This is a genomic window from Ruegeria sp. HKCCA0235A, assembly GCF_013033235.1.
Lineage (GTDB): Bacteria > Pseudomonadota > Alphaproteobacteria > Rhodobacterales > Rhodobacteraceae > Ruegeria.
In genome coordinates this window covers 32,400-53,705 of sequence record NZ_WQDQ01000015.1, presented here as the reverse complement: position 1 = coordinate 53,705, position 21,306 = coordinate 32,400, and the positions used below count along the sequence as shown (strand labels likewise).

At 55.4% G+C, this 21,306-nt stretch carries 22 protein-coding genes; 13 read left to right on the top strand and 9 right to left on the bottom strand.

All coding sequences use genetic code 11. From position 1 onward, the window contains the following. The first annotated feature begins 56 nt into the window (after nt 1–56). The 7 genes from GOW56_RS20045 to GOW56_RS20015 all read left to right on the top strand — a co-directional run bounded on the left by GOW56_RS20045 (nt 57) and on the right by GOW56_RS20015 (nt 5,848). The gene (locus GOW56_RS20045; RefSeq protein WP_171206988.1) at nt 57–1,451 is read left to right on the top strand and encodes an alpha/beta fold hydrolase; all 1,395 of its coding nucleotides are present in this window, start codon (nt 57–59) and stop codon (nt 1,449–1,451) included. Between the two features lie 335 nt (nt 1,452–1,786). Continuing rightward, entirely contained in the window at nt 1,787–2,674 is an 888-nt protein-coding gene (locus GOW56_RS20040) for a LysR family transcriptional regulator (RefSeq protein WP_171117706.1), read from the top strand. Between the two features lie 107 nt (nt 2,675–2,781). Further along, nucleotides 2,782–3,405 (top strand): NAD(P)H:quinone oxidoreductase, encoded by a 624-nt coding sequence (gene wrbA / locus GOW56_RS20035; protein WP_171169357.1) that lies wholly within the window; start codon nt 2,782–2,784, stop codon nt 3,403–3,405. Next, nucleotides 3,405–4,043, top strand: coding sequence for a DsbA family protein (locus tag GOW56_RS20030; RefSeq protein WP_171117711.1), 639 nt, complete (start codon nt 3,405–3,407; stop codon nt 4,041–4,043). The genes wrbA and GOW56_RS20030 overlap by 1 nt, the downstream gene beginning before the upstream one ends. Before the next feature lie 12 nt (nt 4,044–4,055). Continuing rightward, entirely contained in the window at nt 4,056–4,205 is a 150-nt protein-coding gene (locus tag GOW56_RS20025; protein WP_171206987.1) for a hypothetical protein, read from the top strand. Nucleotides 4,206–4,229: 24 nt separating this feature from the next. Then, entirely contained in the window at nt 4,230–5,129 is a 900-nt protein-coding gene (locus tag GOW56_RS20020) for an EamA family transporter (RefSeq protein ID WP_171206986.1), read from the top strand. Nucleotides 5,130–5,182: 53 nt separating this feature from the next. After that, nucleotides 5,183–5,848 (top strand): DUF4386 family protein, encoded by a 666-nt coding sequence (locus GOW56_RS20015; RefSeq protein WP_171206985.1) that lies wholly within the window; start codon nt 5,183–5,185, stop codon nt 5,846–5,848. Between the two features lie 171 nt (nt 5,849–6,019). Here the strand turns inward: GOW56_RS20015 and GOW56_RS20010 are convergent, their stop codons facing one another. After that, the gene (locus tag GOW56_RS20010) at nt 6,020–8,518 is read right to left on the bottom strand and encodes a hypothetical protein (RefSeq protein ID WP_171117718.1); all 2,499 of its coding nucleotides are present in this window, start codon (nt 8,516–8,518) and stop codon (nt 6,020–6,022) included. Between the two features lie 420 nt (nt 8,519–8,938). Here GOW56_RS20010 and GOW56_RS20005 point away from each other — a divergent pair, with 420 nt between their 5' ends. After that, nucleotides 8,939–9,166, top strand: a complete 228-nt coding sequence (locus tag GOW56_RS20005) for a hypothetical protein (RefSeq protein WP_217358847.1) — start codon at nt 8,939–8,941, stop codon at nt 9,164–9,166. Between the two features lie 1,147 nt (nt 9,167–10,313). Here GOW56_RS20005 and GOW56_RS20000 read toward each other — a convergent pair. The 3 genes from GOW56_RS20000 to GOW56_RS19990 all read right to left on the bottom strand — a co-directional run bounded on the left by GOW56_RS20000 (nt 10,314) and on the right by GOW56_RS19990 (nt 14,155). Then, nucleotides 10,314–11,645: an MFS transporter gene (locus tag GOW56_RS20000; protein WP_171206984.1), complete on the bottom strand. Its 1,332-nt coding sequence runs from the start codon at nt 11,643–11,645 to the stop codon at nt 10,314–10,316. 121 nt (nt 11,646–11,766) lie between these two features. Beyond that, on the bottom strand, nt 11,767–12,735 hold the full coding sequence (locus GOW56_RS19995) for a zinc transporter ZntB (RefSeq protein ID WP_171206983.1): 969 nt from the start codon (nt 12,733–12,735) through the stop codon (nt 11,767–11,769). Nucleotides 12,736–13,303: 568 nt separating this feature from the next. After that, on the bottom strand, nt 13,304–14,155 hold the full coding sequence (locus tag GOW56_RS19990) for a LysR family transcriptional regulator (protein WP_171206982.1): 852 nt from the start codon (nt 14,153–14,155) through the stop codon (nt 13,304–13,306). Nucleotides 14,156–14,412: 257 nt separating this feature from the next. Here GOW56_RS19990 and GOW56_RS19985 point away from each other — a divergent pair, with 257 nt between their 5' ends. Further along, entirely contained in the window at nt 14,413–14,661 is a 249-nt protein-coding gene (locus tag GOW56_RS19985; RefSeq protein WP_171169366.1) for a hypothetical protein, read from the top strand. Between the two features lie 18 nt (nt 14,662–14,679). After that, nucleotides 14,680–15,045 carry a hypothetical protein gene (locus GOW56_RS19980; protein ID WP_171206981.1) on the top strand — a complete coding sequence of 122 codons (366 nt, stop codon included), beginning with the start codon at nt 14,680–14,682 and terminating at the stop codon, nt 15,043–15,045. A 47-nt stretch (nt 15,046–15,092) separates the two neighbouring features. On the opposite strand, the gene GOW56_RS19975 is transcribed toward GOW56_RS19980, so the two are convergent. Genes GOW56_RS19975 through GOW56_RS19960 form a run of 4 tightly spaced genes read right to left on the bottom strand, consistent with a single transcriptional unit; the run spans nt 15,093 to nt 17,819 of the window. After that, complete coding sequence (locus tag GOW56_RS19975) at nt 15,093–16,127, bottom strand: succinylglutamate desuccinylase/aspartoacylase family protein (RefSeq protein WP_171206980.1); 1,035 nt, start codon at nt 16,125–16,127, stop codon at nt 15,093–15,095. A gap of 5 nt (nt 16,128–16,132) precedes the next feature. After that, a complete protein-coding gene (gene rimK, locus GOW56_RS19970) occupies nt 16,133–17,038 on the bottom strand; it encodes a 30S ribosomal protein S6--L-glutamate ligase (RefSeq protein ID WP_171206979.1) in 906 nt (301 codons plus the stop codon). After that, entirely contained in the window at nt 17,035–17,535 is a 501-nt protein-coding gene (locus GOW56_RS19965; RefSeq protein WP_171206978.1) for a RimK/LysX family protein, read from the bottom strand. The genes rimK and GOW56_RS19965 overlap by 4 nt, the downstream gene beginning before the upstream one ends. Then, nucleotides 17,532–17,819: a hypothetical protein gene (locus GOW56_RS19960; protein ID WP_171206977.1), complete on the bottom strand. Its 288-nt coding sequence runs from the start codon at nt 17,817–17,819 to the stop codon at nt 17,532–17,534. The genes GOW56_RS19965 and GOW56_RS19960 overlap by 4 nt, the downstream gene beginning before the upstream one ends. 96 nt (nt 17,820–17,915) lie before the next feature. Between GOW56_RS19960 and mgtE the strand changes: the two genes are divergently transcribed. From mgtE to GOW56_RS19945, 3 genes are read left to right on the top strand one after another with little or no spacing between them, the layout of a single operon-like run. After that, a complete protein-coding gene (mgtE, locus tag GOW56_RS19955; protein WP_171206976.1) occupies nt 17,916–19,280 on the top strand; it encodes a magnesium transporter in 1,365 nt (454 codons plus the stop codon). 58 nt (nt 19,281–19,338) lie between these two features. After that, on the top strand, nt 19,339–19,788 hold the full coding sequence (locus tag GOW56_RS19950; protein ID WP_171206975.1) for a CBS domain-containing protein: 450 nt from the start codon (nt 19,339–19,341) through the stop codon (nt 19,786–19,788). Between the two features lie 21 nt (nt 19,789–19,809). After that, nucleotides 19,810–20,298 (top strand): NUDIX hydrolase, encoded by a 489-nt coding sequence (locus GOW56_RS19945; RefSeq protein ID WP_171117744.1) that lies wholly within the window; start codon nt 19,810–19,812, stop codon nt 20,296–20,298. Between the two features lie 103 nt (nt 20,299–20,401). On the opposite strand, the gene GOW56_RS19940 is transcribed toward GOW56_RS19945, so the two are convergent. Continuing rightward, nucleotides 20,402–21,181, bottom strand: a complete 780-nt coding sequence (locus tag GOW56_RS19940; RefSeq protein WP_171206974.1) for a methyltransferase domain-containing protein — start codon at nt 21,179–21,181, stop codon at nt 20,402–20,404. Nucleotides 21,182–21,306 lie beyond the last annotated feature (125 nt).

The following is a 21,306-nucleotide window of genomic DNA, read 5'->3' as shown; positions in this document are numbered from 1 at the left end:
GTTCTAACAATCTATGAAAGTGGTAGTGTTTTCGTGCCAACTTGCGGGAAGTAACTATGAGCCAACGTCGCCTTGCTGCAATTATGTCTCTGGATGTCGTCGGCTTCAGTCGGATGATGCAGGGCGGCTCCAAGCTACTTCTCAAAACACTGAACACCTTGTACCGCGATTTGGTTACGCCGATCGTTGAACAAAAATCTGGCAGGGTGGTCAAGCTGTTGGGCGATGGAGCATTGATTGAATTTCCGTCAGCAGGAAACGCTCTAGAAGCGGCAATTGCGATTCAAACCGAGTTAAGAGAGCCAGACCATCCCTATCTGGTTCCGGAACGTATCCAGCTTAGAGCGGGTTTGCATGTCGGCGACGTTACCGTCGATGGCGAAGATATCTTCGGAGACGGCGTTAACATCGCTGCGCGGCTCCAATCGGCAGCTGAACCCGGGGGCATTCTGGCCTCAAAGGTACTTTGTGATCTTGCCGGAGCGGATTACGCTAAACGATTGCGCCGAGAAGGGCTGCATACGTTCAAAGGCATTGAACAGCCGATCGAAGTTTTGTCGATCAACTTCACCGATGAACATGTGTCCAAATCGCGCGCTAACTTCGCCAAAACACAGGAAATTCGCTATTGTAAGACAGACGACAACATTAGTCTGGCCTGGAGCTCAGTTGGGGACGGTCCTCCGGTCGTAAAGGCGCCAAGCTGGATTGGACACTTGGAACTTGACTGGCGCAATCCGGGGAAAGCTCCAATTTACACATCCATCGCTAGTCGACATCGTTTGGTCCGTTTTGATGCACGGCTCAACGGTCTATCCGACTGGGATGCAGAAACCTGCACGTTCGAACGGTTCGTTGATGACTTGGAAACTGTTTTCGACGCAGCGGATATAAGGCGCGCGCCGATCCTTGCGATATCGCAGGGGTCCGCAGTGGCAGCCGCCTTCGCAGCGCGCCGACCTGACCGCGTGTCTGCGATCGTAATGATAGGTGGGTTCCCTGTTGGTCGGGCAAAAAGAACATCGCAAAAAGATGTGGAACGCGCCAACGCAATTAAGCAAATGATGACTGCCGGGTGGGACGATGATTATCCGTCTCTGCGTGATTTGATGGCGCAAATCATCGTGCCGGGCGCGAGCCAAGAAGAACGGCGGCAATATGCCGAAGATATGCGAAAGATGATTTCACCCGAAAACATGGGGCGGTATCGCAGCGTGATTGATAACATCGATATCTCACCGATATTGTCCAAGGTCGAGGTGCCGTGCCTTGTTTGCCATGGGACCGGCGACAGGATGCAACCGGTCGAACAAGGACGATTGTTTGCAAAGGGATTGCCCAACGCGAAGTTCATCGCCTACGAAAGCTCGAACCATACCATCCCGGACAACGACCCGGAATGGCCACGTTTTGAGAGGGATGCCCTGGCTTTCTTGGCTGAACACAGCTGAATTATTGCTCCAAGTGCCTTTGGGTCTGGCGCTATATCTCTCGAAACAAATGCTACAAGAGTACCTCGCCAGAGTAATGGAACACAGAGTTGCAATAAGTGCAGTCAGGCTATCCTACGCACAATACGCCGAAGGTGAGCCGGTGGTCTTTGTTCATGGTTCGAATGCGGATCATCGGTTTGGCGGGTTTTGCAGATATGGTATCCTCTAAGAGGGAGGCGAATTGACAGCCGAGCAGTCTTGCGGCCTGTTCGCACGAGATCCGCATTCATGGTATTCCTCGACTTGATCGCTCGCACAAGGCAGCGTTTCAGTTGGACTGGTCGAAAGCAACAATGGACAAGCTCTCTGTCATGAACGCCTTCCGCCGCATTGTCGAGCGAGGCAGCTTTGCGCGTGCAGCGGAGGATCTCGGGGTTTCTCCCGCTCTTCTAAGCCGCGAGATAAAGCTTTTGGAGGAGAGCCTTGGCACGGTATTGCTCACCCGCACAACGCGTTCAATGTCACTCACCGATGCTGGCCAACTCTTCTACGAGGAAGCATCAGGTATCCTTGATGCCGTGTCCCAGGTCGAGACGCGCATCCGTGACGGCGCCGGGGCGATACGCGGCCATCTCAAGGTGAACGCCTCCAGTTCCTTCGGTCAGACCGTCATTGCGCCGATCCTGCCGGGGTTTTTCGACGCCTATCCCGATCTGCGCCTAACGCTTTCGATGGATGACCGGGTGATCGACATGGTGGAGGGAGGCTTCGATGTGTCGATCCGGATCCGGGCGGCGATGCCGGATTCCGCGCTTGTGGCCCGCAAGCTGGGGACGATGCGGCAACAGGTCTTTGCCGCGCCGTCCTATTTGGACAGCGTCGGTGCTCCAGAAACGCCGCTGGACGTTGCCGATCACCGTGTCATCGGCTTTTTGCTGGCCGATCACCTCATCGCCTGGACCCTTCACGGTCCATCCGAAACGGTGACCGTGGACCTTGATCCGCCCATCCGCGTCGGCAACAGCCTTGTCCTGCGCGATCTGCTGATTGCCGGCCAGGGAATCGGCACCTTGCCGGATTTCGTGTCAAAGGATGCGGTCGCGCGCGGCGAGCTGGTCCGCGTACTGCCCGATTGGGAACTGCCAGCGCCTGAAATCTACGCATTGACGGCCTCGCGCCTCGGCATGGATGCGAAAGTGACGGCGTTTCTCGATCACTTGCGCGCCGCGCTGCACCCCTGACATTCTTCAATCCACGTAAAGAGTGAATTGAGAGCGGTCCGGTTATTCCGGGCCGCCTCATCGCCGATCTTCTCAGGTGACGAAACCCGAAACACTGAGAGGATCCCATGACCCGTGTTCTTGTTCTCTACTATTCCAGCTATGGCCATGTCCGCGCGCTTGCCGAGGCCGAGGCCGAAGGCGCGCGCTCGGTGCCCGGCACCCATGTCGATCTGCGGCGCGTGCCCGAAACCGTCCCCGAGGAGATCCGGCAGAAGGCCGGGTTCGCGGCCGACGAGACCCCGGTTGCGTCTCCCGCCGATCTGGAAAGCTACGACGCCATCATCTTCGGCACCCCAACGCTGTTCGGGATGATGGCCGGGCAGATGAAGTCTTTTCTCGACCAAGCGGGCGGCCTCTGGGCGCGGAACGCGCTGGTCGGCAAGGTCGCGGCCGTCTTTGCCTCTACCGGCTCGCAGCATGGCGGGCACGAGGCGACGCTGCTCTCGACCCAGATCCCGTTGCAGCATTTCGGAATGCTGATCGCGGGCATGCCCTATACCTTTGCTGGTCAGAAGGCGGGCGAGGAAATCGTGGGCGGCGCGCCCTATGGCGCGGGCACCATCGCCGGAGCCGACGGGTCGCGTGCACCATCCGGGACCGATCTTGCCGGGGCGCGCTTCCAGGGCGCGCATGTCGCCCGGATCGCCGTGCGCCTTGCCGGGGCGGATTGGCAAGAGGAGGCCGCGTGATGCCGTCCCTTACAATAGATTTCTTTCACGACGTCGTCTGCTGCTGGTGCTTCAACATCTCGTCGCGGATGCGCGGGCTTGCGGAGGAGTTCGATCTCGATATCCGGCACCGGACCTTCGTCCTGCAGGCCAGCCGCGCCGAGATGGCCGCACGCTGGGGCGCACCCGAAGACGCCCGCGAGACCATCCTTGGCCACTGGGACGCCTGCCGCCAGGTCGGCGACCGGCCGGAGCTTGTCGATATCGACGCCATGCGGGCAGCGCCCTTCGACTATCCCCACGGTATGATCGCCGCCCTCGGCTGCAAGGCCGCCGAACGCATTGGCGGGCAAGCCGCACATTGGGACATGTTCGACTGCCTGCAACGAGCTCATCTGGGCGAAGCCCGCAATATTGCCGACCCCGAAACCGTTCTGGCAGTGGCACGGGATCTCGGGTTCGAGGCGACTGTCTTTGGCGATGCGTTCGACGATCCACACACGGCCCGGGTCGTCGAAGCCGATAGGCAACTGGCCCGCGCTCTTCAGGTCCACTCCATTCCCACGCTCATCGTGCGCGAAACAGGCGCGCGCCTCGTCAACGGACCGCGGGAAGACCTTGCCGCACAGCTCCGCGCCGCCCTCCGCCTTGTCGCCTGAAAGGAGACCCTCATGACCTCTTTCGCCCGTCTTTCGCGCAGCCGGATCCACCGCCGCAGGTTGTGCGTATTGGCACAGGATCTCTCGCCGCACATGCGGCGCGATATCGGCCTTGATGCCTGCGCCAGACCACCCCGGCTGCCCCATCACCTGCTCTGGTGAGCCCCGAACAAGGAGATACGATCCATGTCACGCACCAGCGACATTCTTCTCACGGCGCTCGCCCCGGCGATCTGGGGCAGCACCTATATTGTCACCACCGAGGCGCTGCCGGTGGGCTATCCCGTGACCCTTGCCGCGCTGCGCGCGCTGCCCGCCGGCCTGCTCCTGCTTGCCCTCACGCGCTGCCTGCCGCCACGCGCATGGCTTGGCCGCGCCTTCCTGCTCGGCAGCTTCAACTTCGCCCTGTTCTGGGTGCTTCTGTTCGTGGCCGCCTATCGGCTGCCGGGCGGAGTCGCGGCGACGCTCGGATCGCTGCAGGCGATGATGGTCATTCTCATGGCGCGCGGCTGGCTCGGCACACCGATCCGGGCTGGCGCGGTCGCCGCGGCGGCAACCGGCATACTGGGCGTCGCACTGCTGTTGATCGGACCCGAGGCCGCACTCGATCCCATCGGTGTCGCCGCGGGTCTGGGCGGTGCCGCCTCCATGGCGGCGGGTACCGTGCTCAGCCGCAAGTGGCAGCCGCCCGTCTCGGCGCTGAGCTTCACCGCGTGGCAGCTGACCGCCGGGGGGCTTGTCCTTTTGCCGTTCGCACTGATCATCGAACCGCCCTTGCCGCCGCTGACGGCGACGAACCTGGCCGGGCTGGTCTGGCTTGGCCTCATCGGCGCGGCAGCCACCTATGCGCTCTGGTTCCGGGGTGTCGCCCGGATCGAGCCCGGTGCCGTCGCCATGTTGGGCATGATGAGCCCCGTTACTGCGGTTTTCCTGGGCTGGGTGGTGCTTGGGCAGTCGCTCTTACCCCTGCAGGGCTTGGGCGCGGTCATCGTCCTTGCCTCCGTCTGGGTGGGGCAGCGCGCGAACCGGACCAGCGCCCGTGCTACATTCGCGCGGCACAGGCCGGTGCTTGCAAGAAATGTCTGACCAGGTGTCAATAAGGACGGTCCCAATGCCCAAGCTTACCCTCACCCCCGATCTTGCGTGCGAGATATGGCTCGCCGGGGCTGTTTTACCTCGCGATCATCATGACGGGCTTTGGTGCCGAACTTGGCCTGCGCGCGCCCCTGATCGATCTCAGCGATGCCGCTCTGGCCATTCTGCTCTACCGGATCTTTCGCGCCATAGCGCCGGGCCTGGCGCTTTCGGCCATGGTCTTCCGGCTGATCCAGATCGTGTTGATCGCTGTCAGTCTCATGGGGCTCATGACCGGGTGGATGGTTTTGGTCCGCGCGGATATTCTGGCCGATGCGCCCGCGCTCGCCTTTCTTTTGATGATAGCCTCCAATGCCTGCCGCGGGCTGTATTTGGTTCTTCTGAAGAAATGGCGCATGCACCCTAAGCCAGATGAAGGTTTATTCGTGATATTCGTTGTTGGCATTGTCGTCCTGCTGCCGTTCATTGTGATACATGAAGCTGGTACATCTCAGCCATTGGACCACTCTTGGCAGGTCTGGGGATCGATCCTGTTCATTGGTGTTGGTATGGGTGCTATCTACCTCCACCTGATAAATTTTGGTACAAACAAAGTCGGTGTTTCGACAGCTTCTCTATTTGCCTGTCTCGTGCCGATATTCGTTGCGGTCGAAGCCGTGGCTGCAAAGGGCATGGACATTCAGACCTATCAAGGCGTTGGTGGTGCGTAGATTGTCAGTGGTGTTTTGATCGCAACCCGTTTGCACCATCGGCAAACGGCTGCGGACCATCCGCCTCATTGATACATGCGTTGCCAGAGGCACGGGGCCTGGCTTCTTATCTGGCTTAACGATTCGAAAGAAGTGCTTTTGCGGCACCTGGCAGATCGAAAAGGGCCAAGCTCAATCCGGCAACCCAGCTTCCCGAAGATCTTCAACGAACCTGTCAATATCGCGTTGTTGCAGGTTTTCGAATGCCAGACGGACGCGGGAACAGGTCATGTCGGGGCGTTTTTCTTGGCTCTGACGAATCATTCGTCTCGCGGCGCCTATGGCTTTCTGCCGAATCAGTATTGCCGCCAGTACATAGCGACCGAACGGATCAACCGATTTTCCCTCCAATGCTGTTCTCGCACAACTTTCGGCCTGGCCAAAACTGTCGAGAACATAAAGGCAAAAGGCTTTAGCCAACAATTTCACCTTGAAATAAGGACCCGATGGCCCAAACCGGGTAGCGGTCTCGAAATGCGATAACGCGAGCTTTGCCTGCCCGTTTGCGAGATGCGCATACCCAAGAACCAAATGAGCGTTTGCCGCGCTTGGATTTAGACTGACCGCGAGCTGAGCCTCTGCAATCGCGGTATCGTGTTTGTTGAACTGAGTGTAGGCACGGGCAAGACTTGCGTGCGCAAAACTACTTTGTTCATCCAATGCCACGGCCCGCTCTGCGTGATATAGCGCGCGTTCCTTCGCCTCTTCCCGATCATCGACCTGGACGAAGAACAGTTTCCGAAGCTCGGCGTTCGCAATCACCGCGTGCGCAAGTGCATAGTCTGGTGCGATGTCGATAGTTCTGGTTAGAATATCCTTTGCCTTCTGTGTATCTTCATCTGTGAATTTGAAGAGATGCCATAGCGCTTTTTGAACCCTGTCCCAAACGTTGACCTCACCACGTTTCAACCGGGCTTGTTCGCGCAAGTCGAACCGTAACTCCCAATCTATGTGCCCGACAACGGCTGACGCGATCTCCTCCTGCAAGGAAAAGACATCTTCTGTCTTGTGATCCAGGCGATCAGCCCAAAGATCATGCCCGGTCGATGTATCTACCAGATGGGCAGTCACGCGAACGCGCTGATCGTCATAACGCACGGAACCCTCTACCAAATAGTGGGCCCCGAGACGTTGTGCGATCTCTTCTCCAACCAAAGAAGCATCCTTGAGGAGCTGGGTGGAGGTTGGTGAGACGACTGACAGCCAATCCACTTTGGCAAGTTCGGTTACAAGTTCATGGTTGATGCCAGCCACAAACCCGTTGGTGTCGCTTTGCCCACTAAGGCAGTCGAATGGTAGCACTGCGATTACTGGTTTTTGCGGCGCTGGAAGCTGAGTGATCATCTGATCAAACAGACGATCTTTTTCGGGTGGAGGCTCGGTTCTTGGTGCAAGCGTTTCGGCCTTAGATTGAGAATCAGACATAGCTCCCCGTGTCGCTGGAAAACGGAACACTGGACCGTGTCTGGGCCATTCAACATTGTTGAGCGTCATGTAGTCTTTGAGATTGTGAGCTGCATACAAGAACGCGTGGCTGCGTGCGCCGACGTTGAGGTTCTTGTGTGCAAAATTCAGGCCCACGGCGACACGGGCCAGCAAGTATTGGCTTTCCATAAAGCTTAGCCGATGGCTTTCGTGGCGCTCGACCCAACTCATAGCGCCTCGCCGAAGAGTTCTGACGAACTCGACGAGGCCGACGTCATCCTGCCAAAGCCCCAATGTGTGGTGTTTCGAATGAAAGAGGCCTAAGTCATCTAGGATGGCATCCCATTGGGCAGGTATGCAGTTTCCGCGCCGCGCCAGAAGGTACGCCATCTCGAAATACGCATGATCGTAAAACAAGAATTGCTTGTCTTCATACATGGCCAAATCGATCAGAAAATAATCAGGATCGCGGGACTGGTGCGATCGAACCAGTACATTGTAGCCATGGAGGTCCCCATGCACCCGTCCCTTTGCCGCTCTTACGCTCAACCGGCCCGGCAGGTTCTTTTCAAAGGCAAAGGCCAGCGGGTTTGGGTACCAATGCCCTTCAAACATAAGACAACGCTCGTGCGGGTCATGTCCGCAAACATCCAAAAGAAAGTGATGTAGCCGGCCTGGCTCAGGATCCAATCTGTAGCCGAGCCATCCAGCAAGCAGATCCTGAGGCGAGTGCAAGCCAGGCGCCATCTCGTAATCGATATTCCAGTCATCAAGCAGGCTTCTCGACAGCCGCTCTAGAACGTTCAAGGCCGGCTCATAGCCGCAATCGTTCCAGGGAAGTGAGTATTCAAGTCCTTGCGCCACAACGGTGGACAGGATCGCAATCTTACCCTCGTGTTCCAAAGAGTGGACGACGCGCGCCAGGTGCTTTGATCCAAACGCGGGAACCGCTTCAAACGCTTCCAGATGCCTTTGGTTTTCGGCCTTTTCATTCCATTCCGGATCGGGCAGGGCGTCGAACTTAAGTATGGCCTGGCCGCTGAACGTGTCGCATGTAATGTCGACAATATAAACTAGGGCTCCGGACTTACCGGCACTTAGCTGCCGGTGAAAATAAATCTCATCCTTTACCAACCAGCGGTCAGTTATCAGCGGCAGAAGCTCAATGTACGCTTCAGGCCATCCGAGATCATCGATGGCGTGCATTAACGACACTCCGCAGAAGTTCGGCTAAGGACTGTGCAAATCTGTAAGGCGGCAACGTTTGGTGACATGATACACAAACAATTGCGTGAACCAAGGCGTTTAAGTTGACCGGTCAGAGTATTCCGCGCGGCGGCTTGATCTGCCTAAAGAAGACCCAACTGCCTGCAACAAGCATGAAGGACAGCTTTACGAGTGGAAACGAAAATGAGCTGTTGAACGCGATCATTAACGGCATCGGGCCGCGAGAGTAGACTTTGCAAAAAGTAGGGCTTTAGTACGCTTTCCTTCCTTTGAGCCGCGCCGCGAACTCAAACCCAAAGCGTTTTGGGTATAATGCTCGAAAACGGTGTTCTGTATAGTTAACCAGATAACTCTGATAATCGAAGCCGACCTTCGAAACGCCAACTGGGTGGAAGCTCTGTGGCAACTTTGTTCCCACCGATCAGACCACGCGCCGTTTTGGTGGTGCATCTGCCGATCATCATGTATCTGGTTGTAGAGACAGACGGATACCTGGCGGACGGAACCAAACTTGTGGACGGAATTGATAAGATCGACGGGGCTACCGAGGCGGTAGCGCTGTTTTTATTGTCAATTGCGTTCATCCGGCTCATTTCGCCGGAGCGCTTGGCAACCACCCCCGACTGAAAGACGTGGTGGCTAACGCTTCGAGTTGCTCGCATGCGGAACTTGGCGAAGCAGATGAATTGGACCAAGGCGATCCAATTGAGCTTGGAAAGCAGACTGCCGCGATTGCACGGAAGAATCCGTAGGTTCAAGTAGTTGGAGGGTGTTACGGAACCGATATACGCCAGCTGAAACCGATGGTCAGCGAATTGGCGCAACCAACTTGGCTCAAATTGCTCGTTTATGCTGAAATCTGAGGCAATACTATGATTTCTTCCTACAACCTGTCATATGGCGGTCCAAAGTTGCTGTCCGCGCGGATGTTTATTGCTGCATTGCGGATTCCCAGGAGCGGACTGTGATAGGCGGCTGTTGATAGTATTACTGCTCGAAACGAAGCAAAGACTCGATTTCACATCCAGAATGGTTTTCAGGGGGCCGGGTCAATGAATTGTCCTAGTCATCTTGGATTCAGAAACCAAATTCCGTTGCGCGGCTACCTACGGGTGGCCGATTGACGGTTTGTTGGGGTTATCTTTCCATTCTTTGATCTTGAGAGCTCTTCCTAAGCCTTTCGCCAACGCATCGAGGTACGGACCTGAAAACATAACTTGAACTTTCTGTTCTGTGTCCTGGTTGATACTTCCGCCTGTGTCGTCAACGAGCGGGTTCGTATCGGTAAGGCCGTTGTCTCAAGCCGCGCGGACAGACTGGAAATGCGCCTCGCCATCTAGGAAGAAGCCATCGCTGGCTTTTGTGAAGGAAACAGTTTTCCACTCATCTCGCCGGCCCCGGCGCCCTAATCCTTCATGGTCTCGAGCGGAGAAGAGTATGTGATATACTTGATAACTTCGTTGCTGACAGTCGGCAATTTATTGGAGCTCCTCCCATGTTGCGCCGTGTCCAATGGTAAGAGGTTAGCAATGAGGTTGAATGAAGGTCGAAACTCCGGCGATCCCGTGAAAATAGCGTCACAATTCAACTCGTCTTTGATAGAGGCCGGTGTCCCACTCTGGCGCGCAAATATCCGTCATCCACGCCGTGGTTCGGGCAAATTCGCTCTTGTCGCTCCGGCGCTTCCAGCGGTTATTGAGCGTCTTGGGCGGACGGTATTACTCTCACGCTGGCAGTGGACCAGCATCGCGCGTGGCGAAAAAATTTGCAACGATCAGGGCAGACTGTTTTCGGAACTTGAATTTGGAGCCAATTTACCTTTCACATCGGGATGGGCGCCCAGCTCGCTCTCAGCGTCAGCAAGCGAAATTGCTTCATCTTCACCGGCAGCAAGGACGGCAGTTTCAGGCGTAACCACCCTTGCGGGAGCGCTGACTCTAAATGCAGTCTTCTCGCCCTCGGGAACTGCGGACTTAGTGAGAATTCGCCAAATCGTAAATAGTATCATCAGGCAATGCGCTGCGACGGTTGTAAGAAACAAACCCCGCGGCCCGAGTGCTGTCATGGCGAAACCAGCGATCAACGGCCCTACAATTGAACCTAAGCCGAAGACCATCAAAAGGCCGCCTGAGACTTGGATGGACGTTCCAGGTGGCGCATGGTCGTTCGCGTGCGCAACAATGATTGGATACATCGCAAAAATTGCAGCGCCGAACATCCCGACCAAAGCAAGGTTCATGACGCGCGACTCCGGCGCAAGAAGGACAAAAGCCAGATCCGAAGCAAGAGCTACGACCGCTGTAAAAAGTAAGACTTTACGCCGGTCCATTCGATCACTTGCAAATCCAATTGGAATTTGTGCAAAAGCTCCGGCCAAAACCGGAATACTCGCGAACAAAGCTATTGCAGTAAGTGATAGCCCAACGCGATCCGCATACACCGCAGCAAGAGTCCCAAATGCTGCATTTGAAATGCCAACAAGAAAGACCGCGGCGACCGCAACTGGTGAGTTTCGCCACAACGCCGGTAGATCGAGACGCACAGATGTCAGGGGTGCTGGCGATGCCGAGGTTGACAGGGCAGTTGGTATAAGCGCCAAACAATAGACCATCGCGGCTACGGCAAAGAAAATGAAACCCGTTGCATCTCCCAGTGAGATAGCCATCTGACCGGCTGTCACCGCACCCAGGTTAACCATCGTGTAGACACCAAAGACTGTACCACGCGTATTGGGTTCAACCTTGTCGTTGAGCCAAGATTCGACGATCATTGCTGCGCCAGCAAAACAAAATCCTGATACTGCGCGCGACGGTATCCAAGCCCACGTTTCCACTACAACGGCCTGGAAAAGGATCGTTACGGCAGCGAGAGCACACATTACGCCGAAGGTTCGAATATGCCCTACTGCCCCAACAAGCCTTGGTGCAACAAGGCATCCTGCTACATAGCCAACTGCCCACCCCGTTCCTAAAAGGCCGAGAGAGCTGGCGGAAAAACCTTCGAAGGATCCACGAACGGGAAGTATCAGACCGTGGACACCACCTGCAAATAGAAGAAGCCCTGATCCAAGAAGTAGCGCTGATATCGGTAAGAGCTGTCGGAACATCGGCTCCAGCCTAATGTCAAATTGGGAAATGAGAAGCTATTTTGCTCGCAAACGCGATTTGGCGAAGGTGATCAAGGCTTTCTGTCCAGCAGTTTGGTCAACCTTTGGCAATCTGCTTTCGCTACAACCACTTCGAGAGTTTGAATACGACGTAAAGTGCAATTCCGATGCCAACCGACGCCAGTGTCAGCGCCCAAAACGCAAAGGGCGCACTCAAGCCGGGCATTCCAGCAATATTCACGCCAAACAGTCCAGTCAGAAATCCGAGTGGCAGAAAGATCGCGGCCACGACAGACAAGAGATAGCCGTTTCGAGCAAGCGCATTCGCGTGTTCGGCGTCCATTTGCTCCTGAAGGGCTGTCAAGCGGTCCCGGCTTGCATCCAGTTCCTCAAGCGTACGGCGAGTGCGGTTCGCGGTTTCATTGACCAATACGGATGCGTCGCTGTGAATTACGCTACTTTTCAATGAGGACAAAGCATCGAGCGCATCGCGTTGCGGGTTGATATAGCGCCGAAGTTTGATCACCGTTTGCCGCAAACGCGCAATGCTCTCTGGTTTGATTTCATTTCCTGAAAGCCCAACCTCTTCGAGAGAGTCTGTCTCGTCTTCAAGTTCAAGGGAAACAGCCTCAATCCGCTTTGTGAGCCCCGAAGCAAGTTCTGCCAAAAACGCACCAACACTTTCCGGCCCCGTACCGCTTTCGGCTTTTAGGCGAAGACTATCTGCTACCCAGACTTTGCGCACACGGGCAGATACGATGGTTCTTTCCGTGGCCCAGAGCCTTAGAGAAACCATATCCTCCGGAGACGCGTCAGGGTTCAGGTTAACGCCGCGCAGGTTCAGGATGATGCCATCCTCGTGCAGATCACATCGTGGTCGCGTTTCGGATTGAAGCAATGCTTGCGCGGCTATGTTTGGCAGTTGTTCGGATGCCCATTGCCTTAAGCCGCTGTCGGCGAGGTCGAAATGAATCCAGCGGTAACCGTTTTGCTGCCTTGCAAAGGGTTCTAGCCACTCTGAAGAGACGGGGACTGCTTGGCCAGCTACTATATCAAACGCGCAGATGGGAGTGACTGTTTGGGTGTTCATTGGCAATCCTTCTTTATGTGGGTTGGAAAGTTAAGACCACTGATGCTGGCCGCAACACGGATTGCCTATTAAGAGTGTGCAGCTTTACTCCTATGCAATACCTTTCCGCACTAGGGTCTGGGCAATCAATCCAGACCACCCCGGCTTCGCCGCGCAGAAATGTGGCAAGGGTCATGCTGTTGCTGCGCATCTAAATGATTGGCTTTGTGGTAGGAAAGGCAAAGCGCAATGGCGACCTCGATACTCTCGCCGGTCTCATAGTCAAAACAGTGTTCCGGTCCGCAGAGTTCCAGAATCTCCCCGAGTTGGATCAGTTTCGATACCGTGGCGCCGCAGTGATCACAGAACCCGTTTGCAAGAGCAGCCTTGAGTTCCGGTAGTTCCACAGTTTTTTGAAAGTTGCACTTTCACTTACTCACATGCTTCCAAAACCCCACGTAACGCAATCAGCGATATCTCGGCGATGTCAGACTTCAAGGCTCGGCGATGAGATTAAGGGGGCTTGTGGTCTGGGTTCAGCCCTTCCTTTGAGCTGAGATTTTGGTTTCGGAATTAATCTAACTCGTATTCAACAAACGGAGGCCGCGAGGCTGCGAAGCTGTTTTGCGGCTTGGCCCGGCAACCCATCAACGTCGCTCCCATCAAACACCGCATAGGCTGCGTATGCGAAGCGCGGCGCAGCCTCTATCAATGCGAGCCAGCCTTCTTCAAGCTCTGGCATAATCACACGCTTGGGAAAGTATCCGGCTGCAGGAACTGACTTCAGATACTGAAGGCCCAGGGTTCCGATGCCAAGCTGAAGGCGCGGCGTGTCAAGCTCCGGAAAGTTCAACAAATGGTCTGCTCGGAACTCAGGGCCCCAATCAATAAAGACATAGTTGACGCTGTGAACGGTAGGAAGGGCCAACGGGCCGCTGGTGACAAGAACAAACTCATCTTCAAAGAGTTGTAATGCAGAGAGGCTCGACACGCTTCGCGGCCGATACATGATTGCAAGGTCCAGTTTTCCTTCTTCAATCTCGCGCGTCAGTGTTTCGGAAGAAGCGGCTGATGCTCTGATTGCAACATCGGGTAGCGATGTCATTAGGTCTGGCAAGGCATTTATGAGATATCCGTCCCAAAGGCTTGGCGCCGCGCCGATTTCCAACGCTGCTGCCATGGTGGCGGGAAGACCAGCGTCCAGCTTTGCCTGTGTCCAGGTGCGCACCAGAACCTGAGCGTGTTTCAGGAAATGCCGCCCTGCAATGGTCAGTGTTGCGCCTGACTTACCACGTTTGAACACCGGCTGACCAAGCTGTTGCTCAAGCGTTCGAATTCGCATGCTGACTGTTGATTGCGTGACATGAACTTTGTTCGCAGCATCGAAAAAGGTGCCCGTTTCAACAACCGCGAGGAAAGTTCGAGCAAGTTCAATATCCATAGCCAACCTATTTGAATATCCGATATTATCGGCGAGAAAAATTCGTTATTCAACAAGATACGTGTGTGCCATACTCTCTATGTAGCGCGAAAGTGCCCCCACCAGATCGGAACGCCAATCAACAATTCTCGTTTGTAGTGGAGATCCCGAGCTGAGGAACCGTTGCAATCTGAATCCTGTGAATTTGCCACCCACACCGGAGCGCTGCACCAACCCCACAATGGGCAAGAAGCCCATTTTCTCATGGAGAAAACAAAATGAGTCGAGTTTCTGTTGTTGCTCTTCTCTCTTCGCTGTTTGCTGTTCCGGCATTCGCTATGCCCGCTGATCTTGACATGGACGGTGATGGCCTGGCGTCTCTGGCAGAGCTTCAGACCAAGTATCCTGAAGTCTCGGATGATCTCTTCCTGGAGATCGATGCGAATGCAGATGGTTTCATCAATGACGACGAATTGGTTGCCGCCGTTGACGCAGAACTTCTCCCTGGTCCCACAGGTGATCAGTAAGCAAAGGTTGTCACGGCTATGAGGAAGCCAATCCCGCCCCACAAATGGCTGCTTGCCGCGATGGGTATTTGGTTGGTTTTGTCCCCCTTTGTCCTGTTTCGGGAGGAAACACTGTTGCAGGGCATGGCTGAACTTGAAGCAATCGCCTTCATGGCAACTGGCATTGTTGTTCTGGTCATGTCCGGCGCTGACGGCCGGAGCCACCTTCTCGCACGGGTAGCTCCGGTTTCAGCTCTGGGGTTCCTATTGACCGCGGCTCCAACGTCGCTGAACTTCACCGGCAATATTGTGGCGACGGCCAATGCATGGCTAACGGGATCAGCGCTGATCGCGCTCGTCGTATGGGAGGTAATGGCGAGCCGCGGATTGCCTGCAATCTCGTAACCTGGCGCGGGGCGGGCAACTGCCCCGCGTTTTTACATTCAGACTATCTAAATGATCTCGTCTTCATCGAACATTGGATCGCCGTCGAGCTGATTGGCGATCATGTCGATCCGCATTTCAACATCCGCGCTCGTCGTTTTGGCGATATGAAACAAGGCGTCGCCCTCGTGCACAAATGGCAAATTAGTGCGTCCTACAATGATGCCGTCCGCTTCTCCAAGAACGTCCATTCTGATTTCCCCAAACGGGTCCGAGATTCGGCCAAGCAAGTCGCCGACCTCTACATATTCGCCCGCCGCCTTGAATGTTCTTAGCAATCCACCGGCCGGAGCGCGTACCCAGGAACTCATTCTTGCATGAACGGGCGCCTCACGCACAGACGCGATCCCGCGCTTGGCAACCATGCCCATCGCGTTCATTACCCGAAGAATACCGGCGAGCCCCGCCCGCGCCGAAAGCTCGTCAAATCGAAGCCCTTCGCCACCTTCAAACAGCAATACATCGACGCCGCGCTCTTGGGCTGCCTTTCGCAGCGACCCGTCGCGCAGCTTTGAAATCATGACGACCGGTGCACCGAACGCATCGGCGTATCTGATCGTTGCATCCGAGGCAGGAGAAACTCGAATTTGAGGCAGGTTGGTGCGATGAATAGCGGCAGAATGAAGATCGATACCGAGATCGGAACGCTCGACAATTTCGGTCATGAAGATATGTGCGAGGCGGCCCGCCAATGATCCGCCCTCGCTACCGGGAAAAGACCGGTTCAGGTCGCGCCTGTCCGGAAGGTATCTCGATTGGGTCATGAAGCCGAACGCGTTCACTATAGGCACAACCAGCAACGTGCCCGCGATCTTGTCGAGTTGAGGGGCCCGTAGCAATCGCCGTGCGATTTCGACGCCAATCACTTCATCGCCATGAATTGCCGCGCTGACAAACAGGACTTGCCCTGGGCGGCGGCCGTGAACCACATGCACTGACATGCTGACCGGCGTATGATCGGACATCACGCTCACCGGCAGATCCAGCGTAGCCCGCGTTCCTGCCGGGACGGTGAAGCCGCCGATTTCAAAAGGCTCGCGCATAGCCGTTATCCACGCCCGCGTGTTTTGGTGTTTCCTTTGGTGGCGTTCTTTTCCAGGAACTCGATGATCTTGCCCGCAACATCGATCCCGGTCGCCTTTTCCACCCCTTCCAATCCGGGTGAGGAATTCACCTCCATGACCACCGCCCCGTGATTAGCGCGCAGCATATCTACACCGCAGACATTCAGCCCCATCGTCTTGGCCGCTCGTACAGCTGTGGAGCGTTCCTCGGGAGAGATCTTGATGGACTTGGCGCTTCCTCCCCGATGTAGATTGGATCGAAACTCACCCTCGGCACCCGTCCTTTGCATTGTCGCAATGACTTTTCCACCAACCACAAGAGCTCGGATATCGGTGCCACCTGCTTCTTTGATGAATTCCTGCACCATGATGTTGACCTTTGCGCCGCGAAAGGCTTCGACAACAGATTTGGCTGATCGGTTTGAATCAGCAAGGACAACTCCAATGCCTTGCGTCCCTTCAAGAAGCTTGACCACCAGCGGTGCATCGCCCGCGAGCTTGAGGACTTCATCGGTCTGTTTAGGGTCATGGGCGAAGGTCGTGACCGGCAAGCCTATCCCGTCCCGTGCCATGAGCTGCATAGAGCGCAACTTGTCGCGAGATCTGCCGATAGCCACGGATTCGTTGAGCGGAAAGACCCCCATGATTTCGAATTGCCGCAGCACGGCCAATCCATAAAAAGTGACGGATGCACCGATCCGCGGTATTACCGCGTCATAGCGCCCAAGCTTTTTGCCGTCATAATAGACCTCAGGTCGCCGCGACGCGATATTCATGTAACAGCGAAGGGTGTTCACGATATCAAGCTCATGCCCGCGTTGCTCGGCGGCTTCCTTAAGACGACGATGTGAGTAGAGGTCGGGGTTTCGAGCAAGCATGATTAGTTTCATTCGCGTTGTCCCTTTATACCCTTGAGTGTCGTATCGCTCTTGATTCTGGTCGGCGTTTCTCGAACCCCCAGCAGATAGGAGTGGCCCGGATCGACAAGAATTCCGCGGCGCCGAATGGCCGTGCGACCAAGGATGAGATCGAACTCCATTTTGGCACGATTGGCCAGCGAAACATCGATATGCCAGCGGTGCTGTCCAAGCAAAAGCTGCGTTCTCACGATCAGTCGACGTTCGGGGACACCACCTGTGTTCTTGATCTCGCGCTCATCGACAACCCGCGTGCGCACTCGATTTGCCGACCGACGGTTTTGAACCGGTATCATGAACTCGACCCACCTCTCGCCGTCGACCTTAAATACGGTTTGGTCCACGGCGTGCAGTGCTGCCGTTCTTGCGCCGGTGTCAATCTTGGCCGGGATATGTTCAATTCCGAACTCGGGCAGGCTGATACGCTCACGCCAACCTATGACCTCCGGTTTTTTCGAATGCTTGGTCATGCAAGCTTTCCAGCGCAATCATCGTTAGCACGACGGTAATTCACAAATGAGTTTGCACTCATCACGACATAAAACGTGTCCATATCGATCAACACATACCCCAGTTCCAAGAGCGCGGCGGACAGCGCGCGAATATCGGACTCGTACAGGCGTTTGCGCCCTGCGATGCGGCGTACCAGCTTGTCGGAAATGCGGTAGCGGCCATTTGGCTTGCCGCCGAAATCCCGATCATACAGCGCCGCCATTTGTCCGGCCGTACCGGAGATCCAGTCTTTTTCATGCATGATTATTATCTATATAGGCAAAATTATTTTGTCTATAAGTAAAAAATATCTGATATAGCTCTTGCGCTAACCAGATTCCCCACCAATGAAACGTAGATGAACGACACAAACACTTTGCCCAAGGAGCTAGAAGTTCAGTTGCAGCAAGCGCTGTCGGAACGGGACGGGGCTGCGTTGGCAATCCTGCTTGATCCGCTGCCCTTGAGTGACGCGCTGCGCGAATTGCTCAATCTGCCGATCGAACAGCGGAGCATCGCGCTGTCGTTGCTACCACCAGAAGTTGCCGCCGACCTCGTTGAAGAAGCGCCGAATGCGCTGGCAGTCGATCTGGTCGAAAGCATGGTGACGGAGCAGGCCGCCGAAGTCATCGAAGAGCTGGATTCGGATGTTCAGGCCGATGTCATCGGTGAACTCGAAGACGCAGACGCCGAGGCGATCCTCGCGCGGATGAACCCTGAAGATGCTGCGGACGTTCGCCGATTGGTGGAGTATGAGGACGACGTTGCTGGCGGCCTCATGGTCGCAGAGGCCTTCACCTTTTCCGAAACCGATACAGTGGGAAAAGTGCTCAGACGGTTTGCCGATGAGGAATTCGATCTCGAACGTTACCGAGGTCAGCACCCTTATGTTTTGAATGCCAATGGCGTACCAATTGGTGTGGTCTCGCTGCGTGGTCTCTTGTCCACCCGTCGTAGCGCACGTCTCACGGACATCACGGTACCACCCATCACCGTTCCTGCCACCATGCCGCTGGAGGAACTGGAAGACCTCTTCGATGAACACCCGTTCCTGGGGTTGCCCGTTGTCGAGACGGACGGGCATCTGGTTGGTGTCATCTCTCGGTCCGCGGTTGATGAAGCTCTGCTGGAGCGCGCGGAATCGACCAGTCTGAAACGTCAGGGGGTCTTCGGCGACGAACTGCGGTCGATGCCTCTGCGGCTTCGAGCACGGCGGCGACTTCAGTGGCTCTCGGCCAACATTGTTCTCAACGTCATCGCGGCCAGCGTGATCTCGGCCTATGAAGAGACCCTTGCTGCCGTAATCGCGCTTGCCGTGTTTCTCCCGATGGTGTCGGACATGAGTGGTTGCTCGGGCAACCAGGCCGTCGCCGTCAGCATGCGCGAGTTGTCCCTCGGCCTTGTCCGGCCCATCGACGCCATGCGTGTCTGGTTCAAAGAAGTGTCGGTCGGGTTGATCAACGGGTTCGTTCTGGGGCTTCTGATCGGCGTCGTTGCCTGGATGTGGAAAGGCAATCCGTTTCTGGGGCTGGTGATTGGTGGAGCACTTGGGCTCAACACCGTCGTCGCCGTGTCCATTGGCGGTGTTCTACCATTGCTGTTGAAGCGCATCGGTCAGGACCCCGCCGTCGCCAGCGGCCCTTTATTGACGACTATAACCGACATGGCGGGGTTCTTCCTCGTATTGAGCCTTGCAACCGCAATGATGCCACTTCTGGTTTGACGCTTTCCCGCACCCGAACCATCAGTTCGGCCGGGTGCCTTCTCATGAGGAATAAAGAATGACGATCTCAAGCATTGTCGACACACCGAATCTGAAAAGACGCCCGTTCTGCGACGCTGACACAACCGTGTTCGAAGCGGCGGTGACCATTGCGCTATTGGAGGTGAATGCGCTTGCGGTCCTTGAGGATGGGAAGTTGGTCGGGATCATCACGGATCACGACGTGCTGTTGTGTCTCGCGGACTCAGGTTCGGCCTTCTACGAACAAACAGTGGATGACTGGATGACAGAGAAACCAATTACATGTGCAACTGGCTCGAAGCTTTCAACCGCTCTCAATCTGATGGCGAAACACGACATTCGAAACTTAGTCGTCACCCAACGCGGCGAGCCTTATTCCGTCGTTAGCAGCAAAGAGATACTGGCAAGGATTCATGAGGAAGACGAATTGGAACTGAAAGTATTGCGCGACAGAGAACGCAATAAACCCGGTCGATTTGTTGTTTGAGACGTAATGGCAACTGCATAAATGAGCAAAACCAGAAGGGCCGCCGATACGACAGGTAAGCTGTATGCGCAGGCTGCAGCGCTGCCTTTGAGACTGTCAAACGCTTCTAAGGTAGAGGTGTTGATGGTGACGTCCCGAGATACAGGACGTTGGGTTCCACCAAAGGGATGGACGAACAAGAGAAAAAGTCCTTGGTCATCCGCGAAGATCGAAGCCTGGGAGGAAGCAGGCGCAATAGGCGCTATTTCCAAAACACCGGTCGGGACATACGACTACAACAAAATCCTCAATGACGGCACCGCAATAACTTGCCGCGTGACACTCTACCCGATGGTTGTGCAGAAACTCAGCAAGAAGTGGAAGGAAAAACACGAGCGAACAAGGTGCTGGTTCTCACCCGAGCAAGCGGCAAAGAGTGTGTGTGAACCGGAGTTGGGAGCAATGATTTCGAGCATTGATGCTCGGCCAGACTGGTTGCGAAAAATGTTGAAGAAATACCCCAGTGTCTAGTGTGCACATATCTGCTCGCCCCGGAACTGTTACACCGTGTTGGACCAATCTGGAAAAGACTGACAATGGTATCATCGAAATGCCGGGCAATGGGGCCAGACGGTCAACCCTTTTTGTGCACCACGACGATAAATTGGGTCATCGAAAAGAAGAAGCGTCCGACTTTTGCAAGGCTATGCTGTTCGTCAAACCACGATTGCGCAACAGCGGGTTCAACATGGTCATTTGCGACAGCGTATTGCTTCATGAGGTGCATCATCATGATTGCGAGGCCATCAGGCTTTAGCTGGTAATCTGTCATTGTGAACGGCAAGACATCTTCCACAAAGTTGCCGCGAGCCTTTATCAGTGCGGGCAGTCTTTCCGGGAGGGAACCACTCACAAAGTGTTGGTTCCAAGAAGTTAGCATTTTTTGCATTCTGTCAGGCTCGCCGCTGAACCAGATTAAGCTACCAAAGTGGAGATCACTGATGACAAGCCGCCCGCCGGGTTTGACGCACCGCAGCGTGTCATCCAGTGCACCGTCTATATCGTCGATGTACTCAATGACCTGTACCGAGACGGCCTTGTCAGCACTCTCATCCTCAATGGGCAAGCTATTTGCGGCACCAGCACGAAACTCTAGGTTTGCGTAGTCACTGCATCGTTCTCTTGCGGCTGCTGTCATATCCTCGCTTGGGTCGATCCCGATGACATAGCCATCCGAGCCAACTGCGCGGGCCAACTCCGCTGTTAACATCCCGTTGCCACAACCGATGTCCAAAATAGTTTCACCGGGAGCCGGGCACAGCGCATCAAATGAAGCTTGTCTTCGCCGCGTCAATTCAGCTCCTTGATAGGCGATTTCAAGTAATCTCGTTGTCTCCGCGTCAAACTTAAGCAACTCTCCCCCCTTACAAAGCCCACAAGTCTCCAAACCTTATCAGAAAATGGGTTATCTACGAAAAGCAGGATGGATCATTGAGGCTTGAACATGGATCTACCAAAATAACTGAAGGTGCCGACTGG

Coding starts and splice junctions, on each gene's coding strand:
- GOW56_RS20045 (WP_171206988.1), top strand. CDS start 57: ATGAGCCAACGTCGCCTTGCTGCAATTATGTCTCTGGATGTCGTCGGC.
- GOW56_RS20040 (WP_171117706.1), top strand. CDS start 1,787: ATGGACAAGCTCTCTGTCATGAACGCCTTCCGCCGCATTGTCGAGCGA.
- wrbA (WP_171169357.1), top strand. CDS start 2,782: ATGACCCGTGTTCTTGTTCTCTACTATTCCAGCTATGGCCATGTCCGC.
- GOW56_RS20030 (WP_171117711.1), top strand. CDS start 3,405: ATGCCGTCCCTTACAATAGATTTCTTTCACGACGTCGTCTGCTGCTGG.
- GOW56_RS20025 (WP_171206987.1), top strand. CDS start 4,056: ATGACCTCTTTCGCCCGTCTTTCGCGCAGCCGGATCCACCGCCGCAGG.
- GOW56_RS20020 (WP_171206986.1), top strand. CDS start 4,230: ATGTCACGCACCAGCGACATTCTTCTCACGGCGCTCGCCCCGGCGATC.
- GOW56_RS20010 (WP_171117718.1), bottom strand. CDS start 8,518: ATGCACGCCATCGATGATCTCGGATGGCCTGAAGCGTACATTGAGCTT.
- GOW56_RS20000 (WP_171206984.1), bottom strand. CDS start 11,645: ATGTTCCGACAGCTCTTACCGATATCAGCGCTACTTCTTGGATCAGGG.
- GOW56_RS19995 (WP_171206983.1), bottom strand. CDS start 12,735: ATGAACACCCAAACAGTCACTCCCATCTGCGCGTTTGATATAGTAGCT.
- GOW56_RS19990 (WP_171206982.1), bottom strand. CDS start 14,155: ATGGATATTGAACTTGCTCGAACTTTCCTCGCGGTTGTTGAAACGGGC.
- GOW56_RS19985 (WP_171169366.1), top strand. CDS start 14,413: ATGAGTCGAGTTTCTGTTGTTGCTCTTCTCTCTTCGCTGTTTGCTGTT.
- GOW56_RS19980 (WP_171206981.1), top strand. CDS start 14,680: ATGAGGAAGCCAATCCCGCCCCACAAATGGCTGCTTGCCGCGATGGGT.
- GOW56_RS19975 (WP_171206980.1), bottom strand. CDS start 16,127: ATGCGCGAGCCTTTTGAAATCGGCGGCTTCACCGTCCCGGCAGGAACG.
- rimK (WP_171206979.1), bottom strand. CDS start 17,038: ATGAAACTAATCATGCTTGCTCGAAACCCCGACCTCTACTCACATCGT.
- GOW56_RS19965 (WP_171206978.1), bottom strand. CDS start 17,535: ATGACCAAGCATTCGAAAAAACCGGAGGTCATAGGTTGGCGTGAGCGT.
- GOW56_RS19960 (WP_171206977.1), bottom strand. CDS start 17,819: ATGCATGAAAAAGACTGGATCTCCGGTACGGCCGGACAAATGGCGGCG.
- mgtE (WP_171206976.1), top strand. CDS start 17,916: ATGAACGACACAAACACTTTGCCCAAGGAGCTAGAAGTTCAGTTGCAG.
- GOW56_RS19950 (WP_171206975.1), top strand. CDS start 19,339: ATGACGATCTCAAGCATTGTCGACACACCGAATCTGAAAAGACGCCCG.
- GOW56_RS19945 (WP_171117744.1), top strand. CDS start 19,810: ATGAGCAAAACCAGAAGGGCCGCCGATACGACAGGTAAGCTGTATGCG.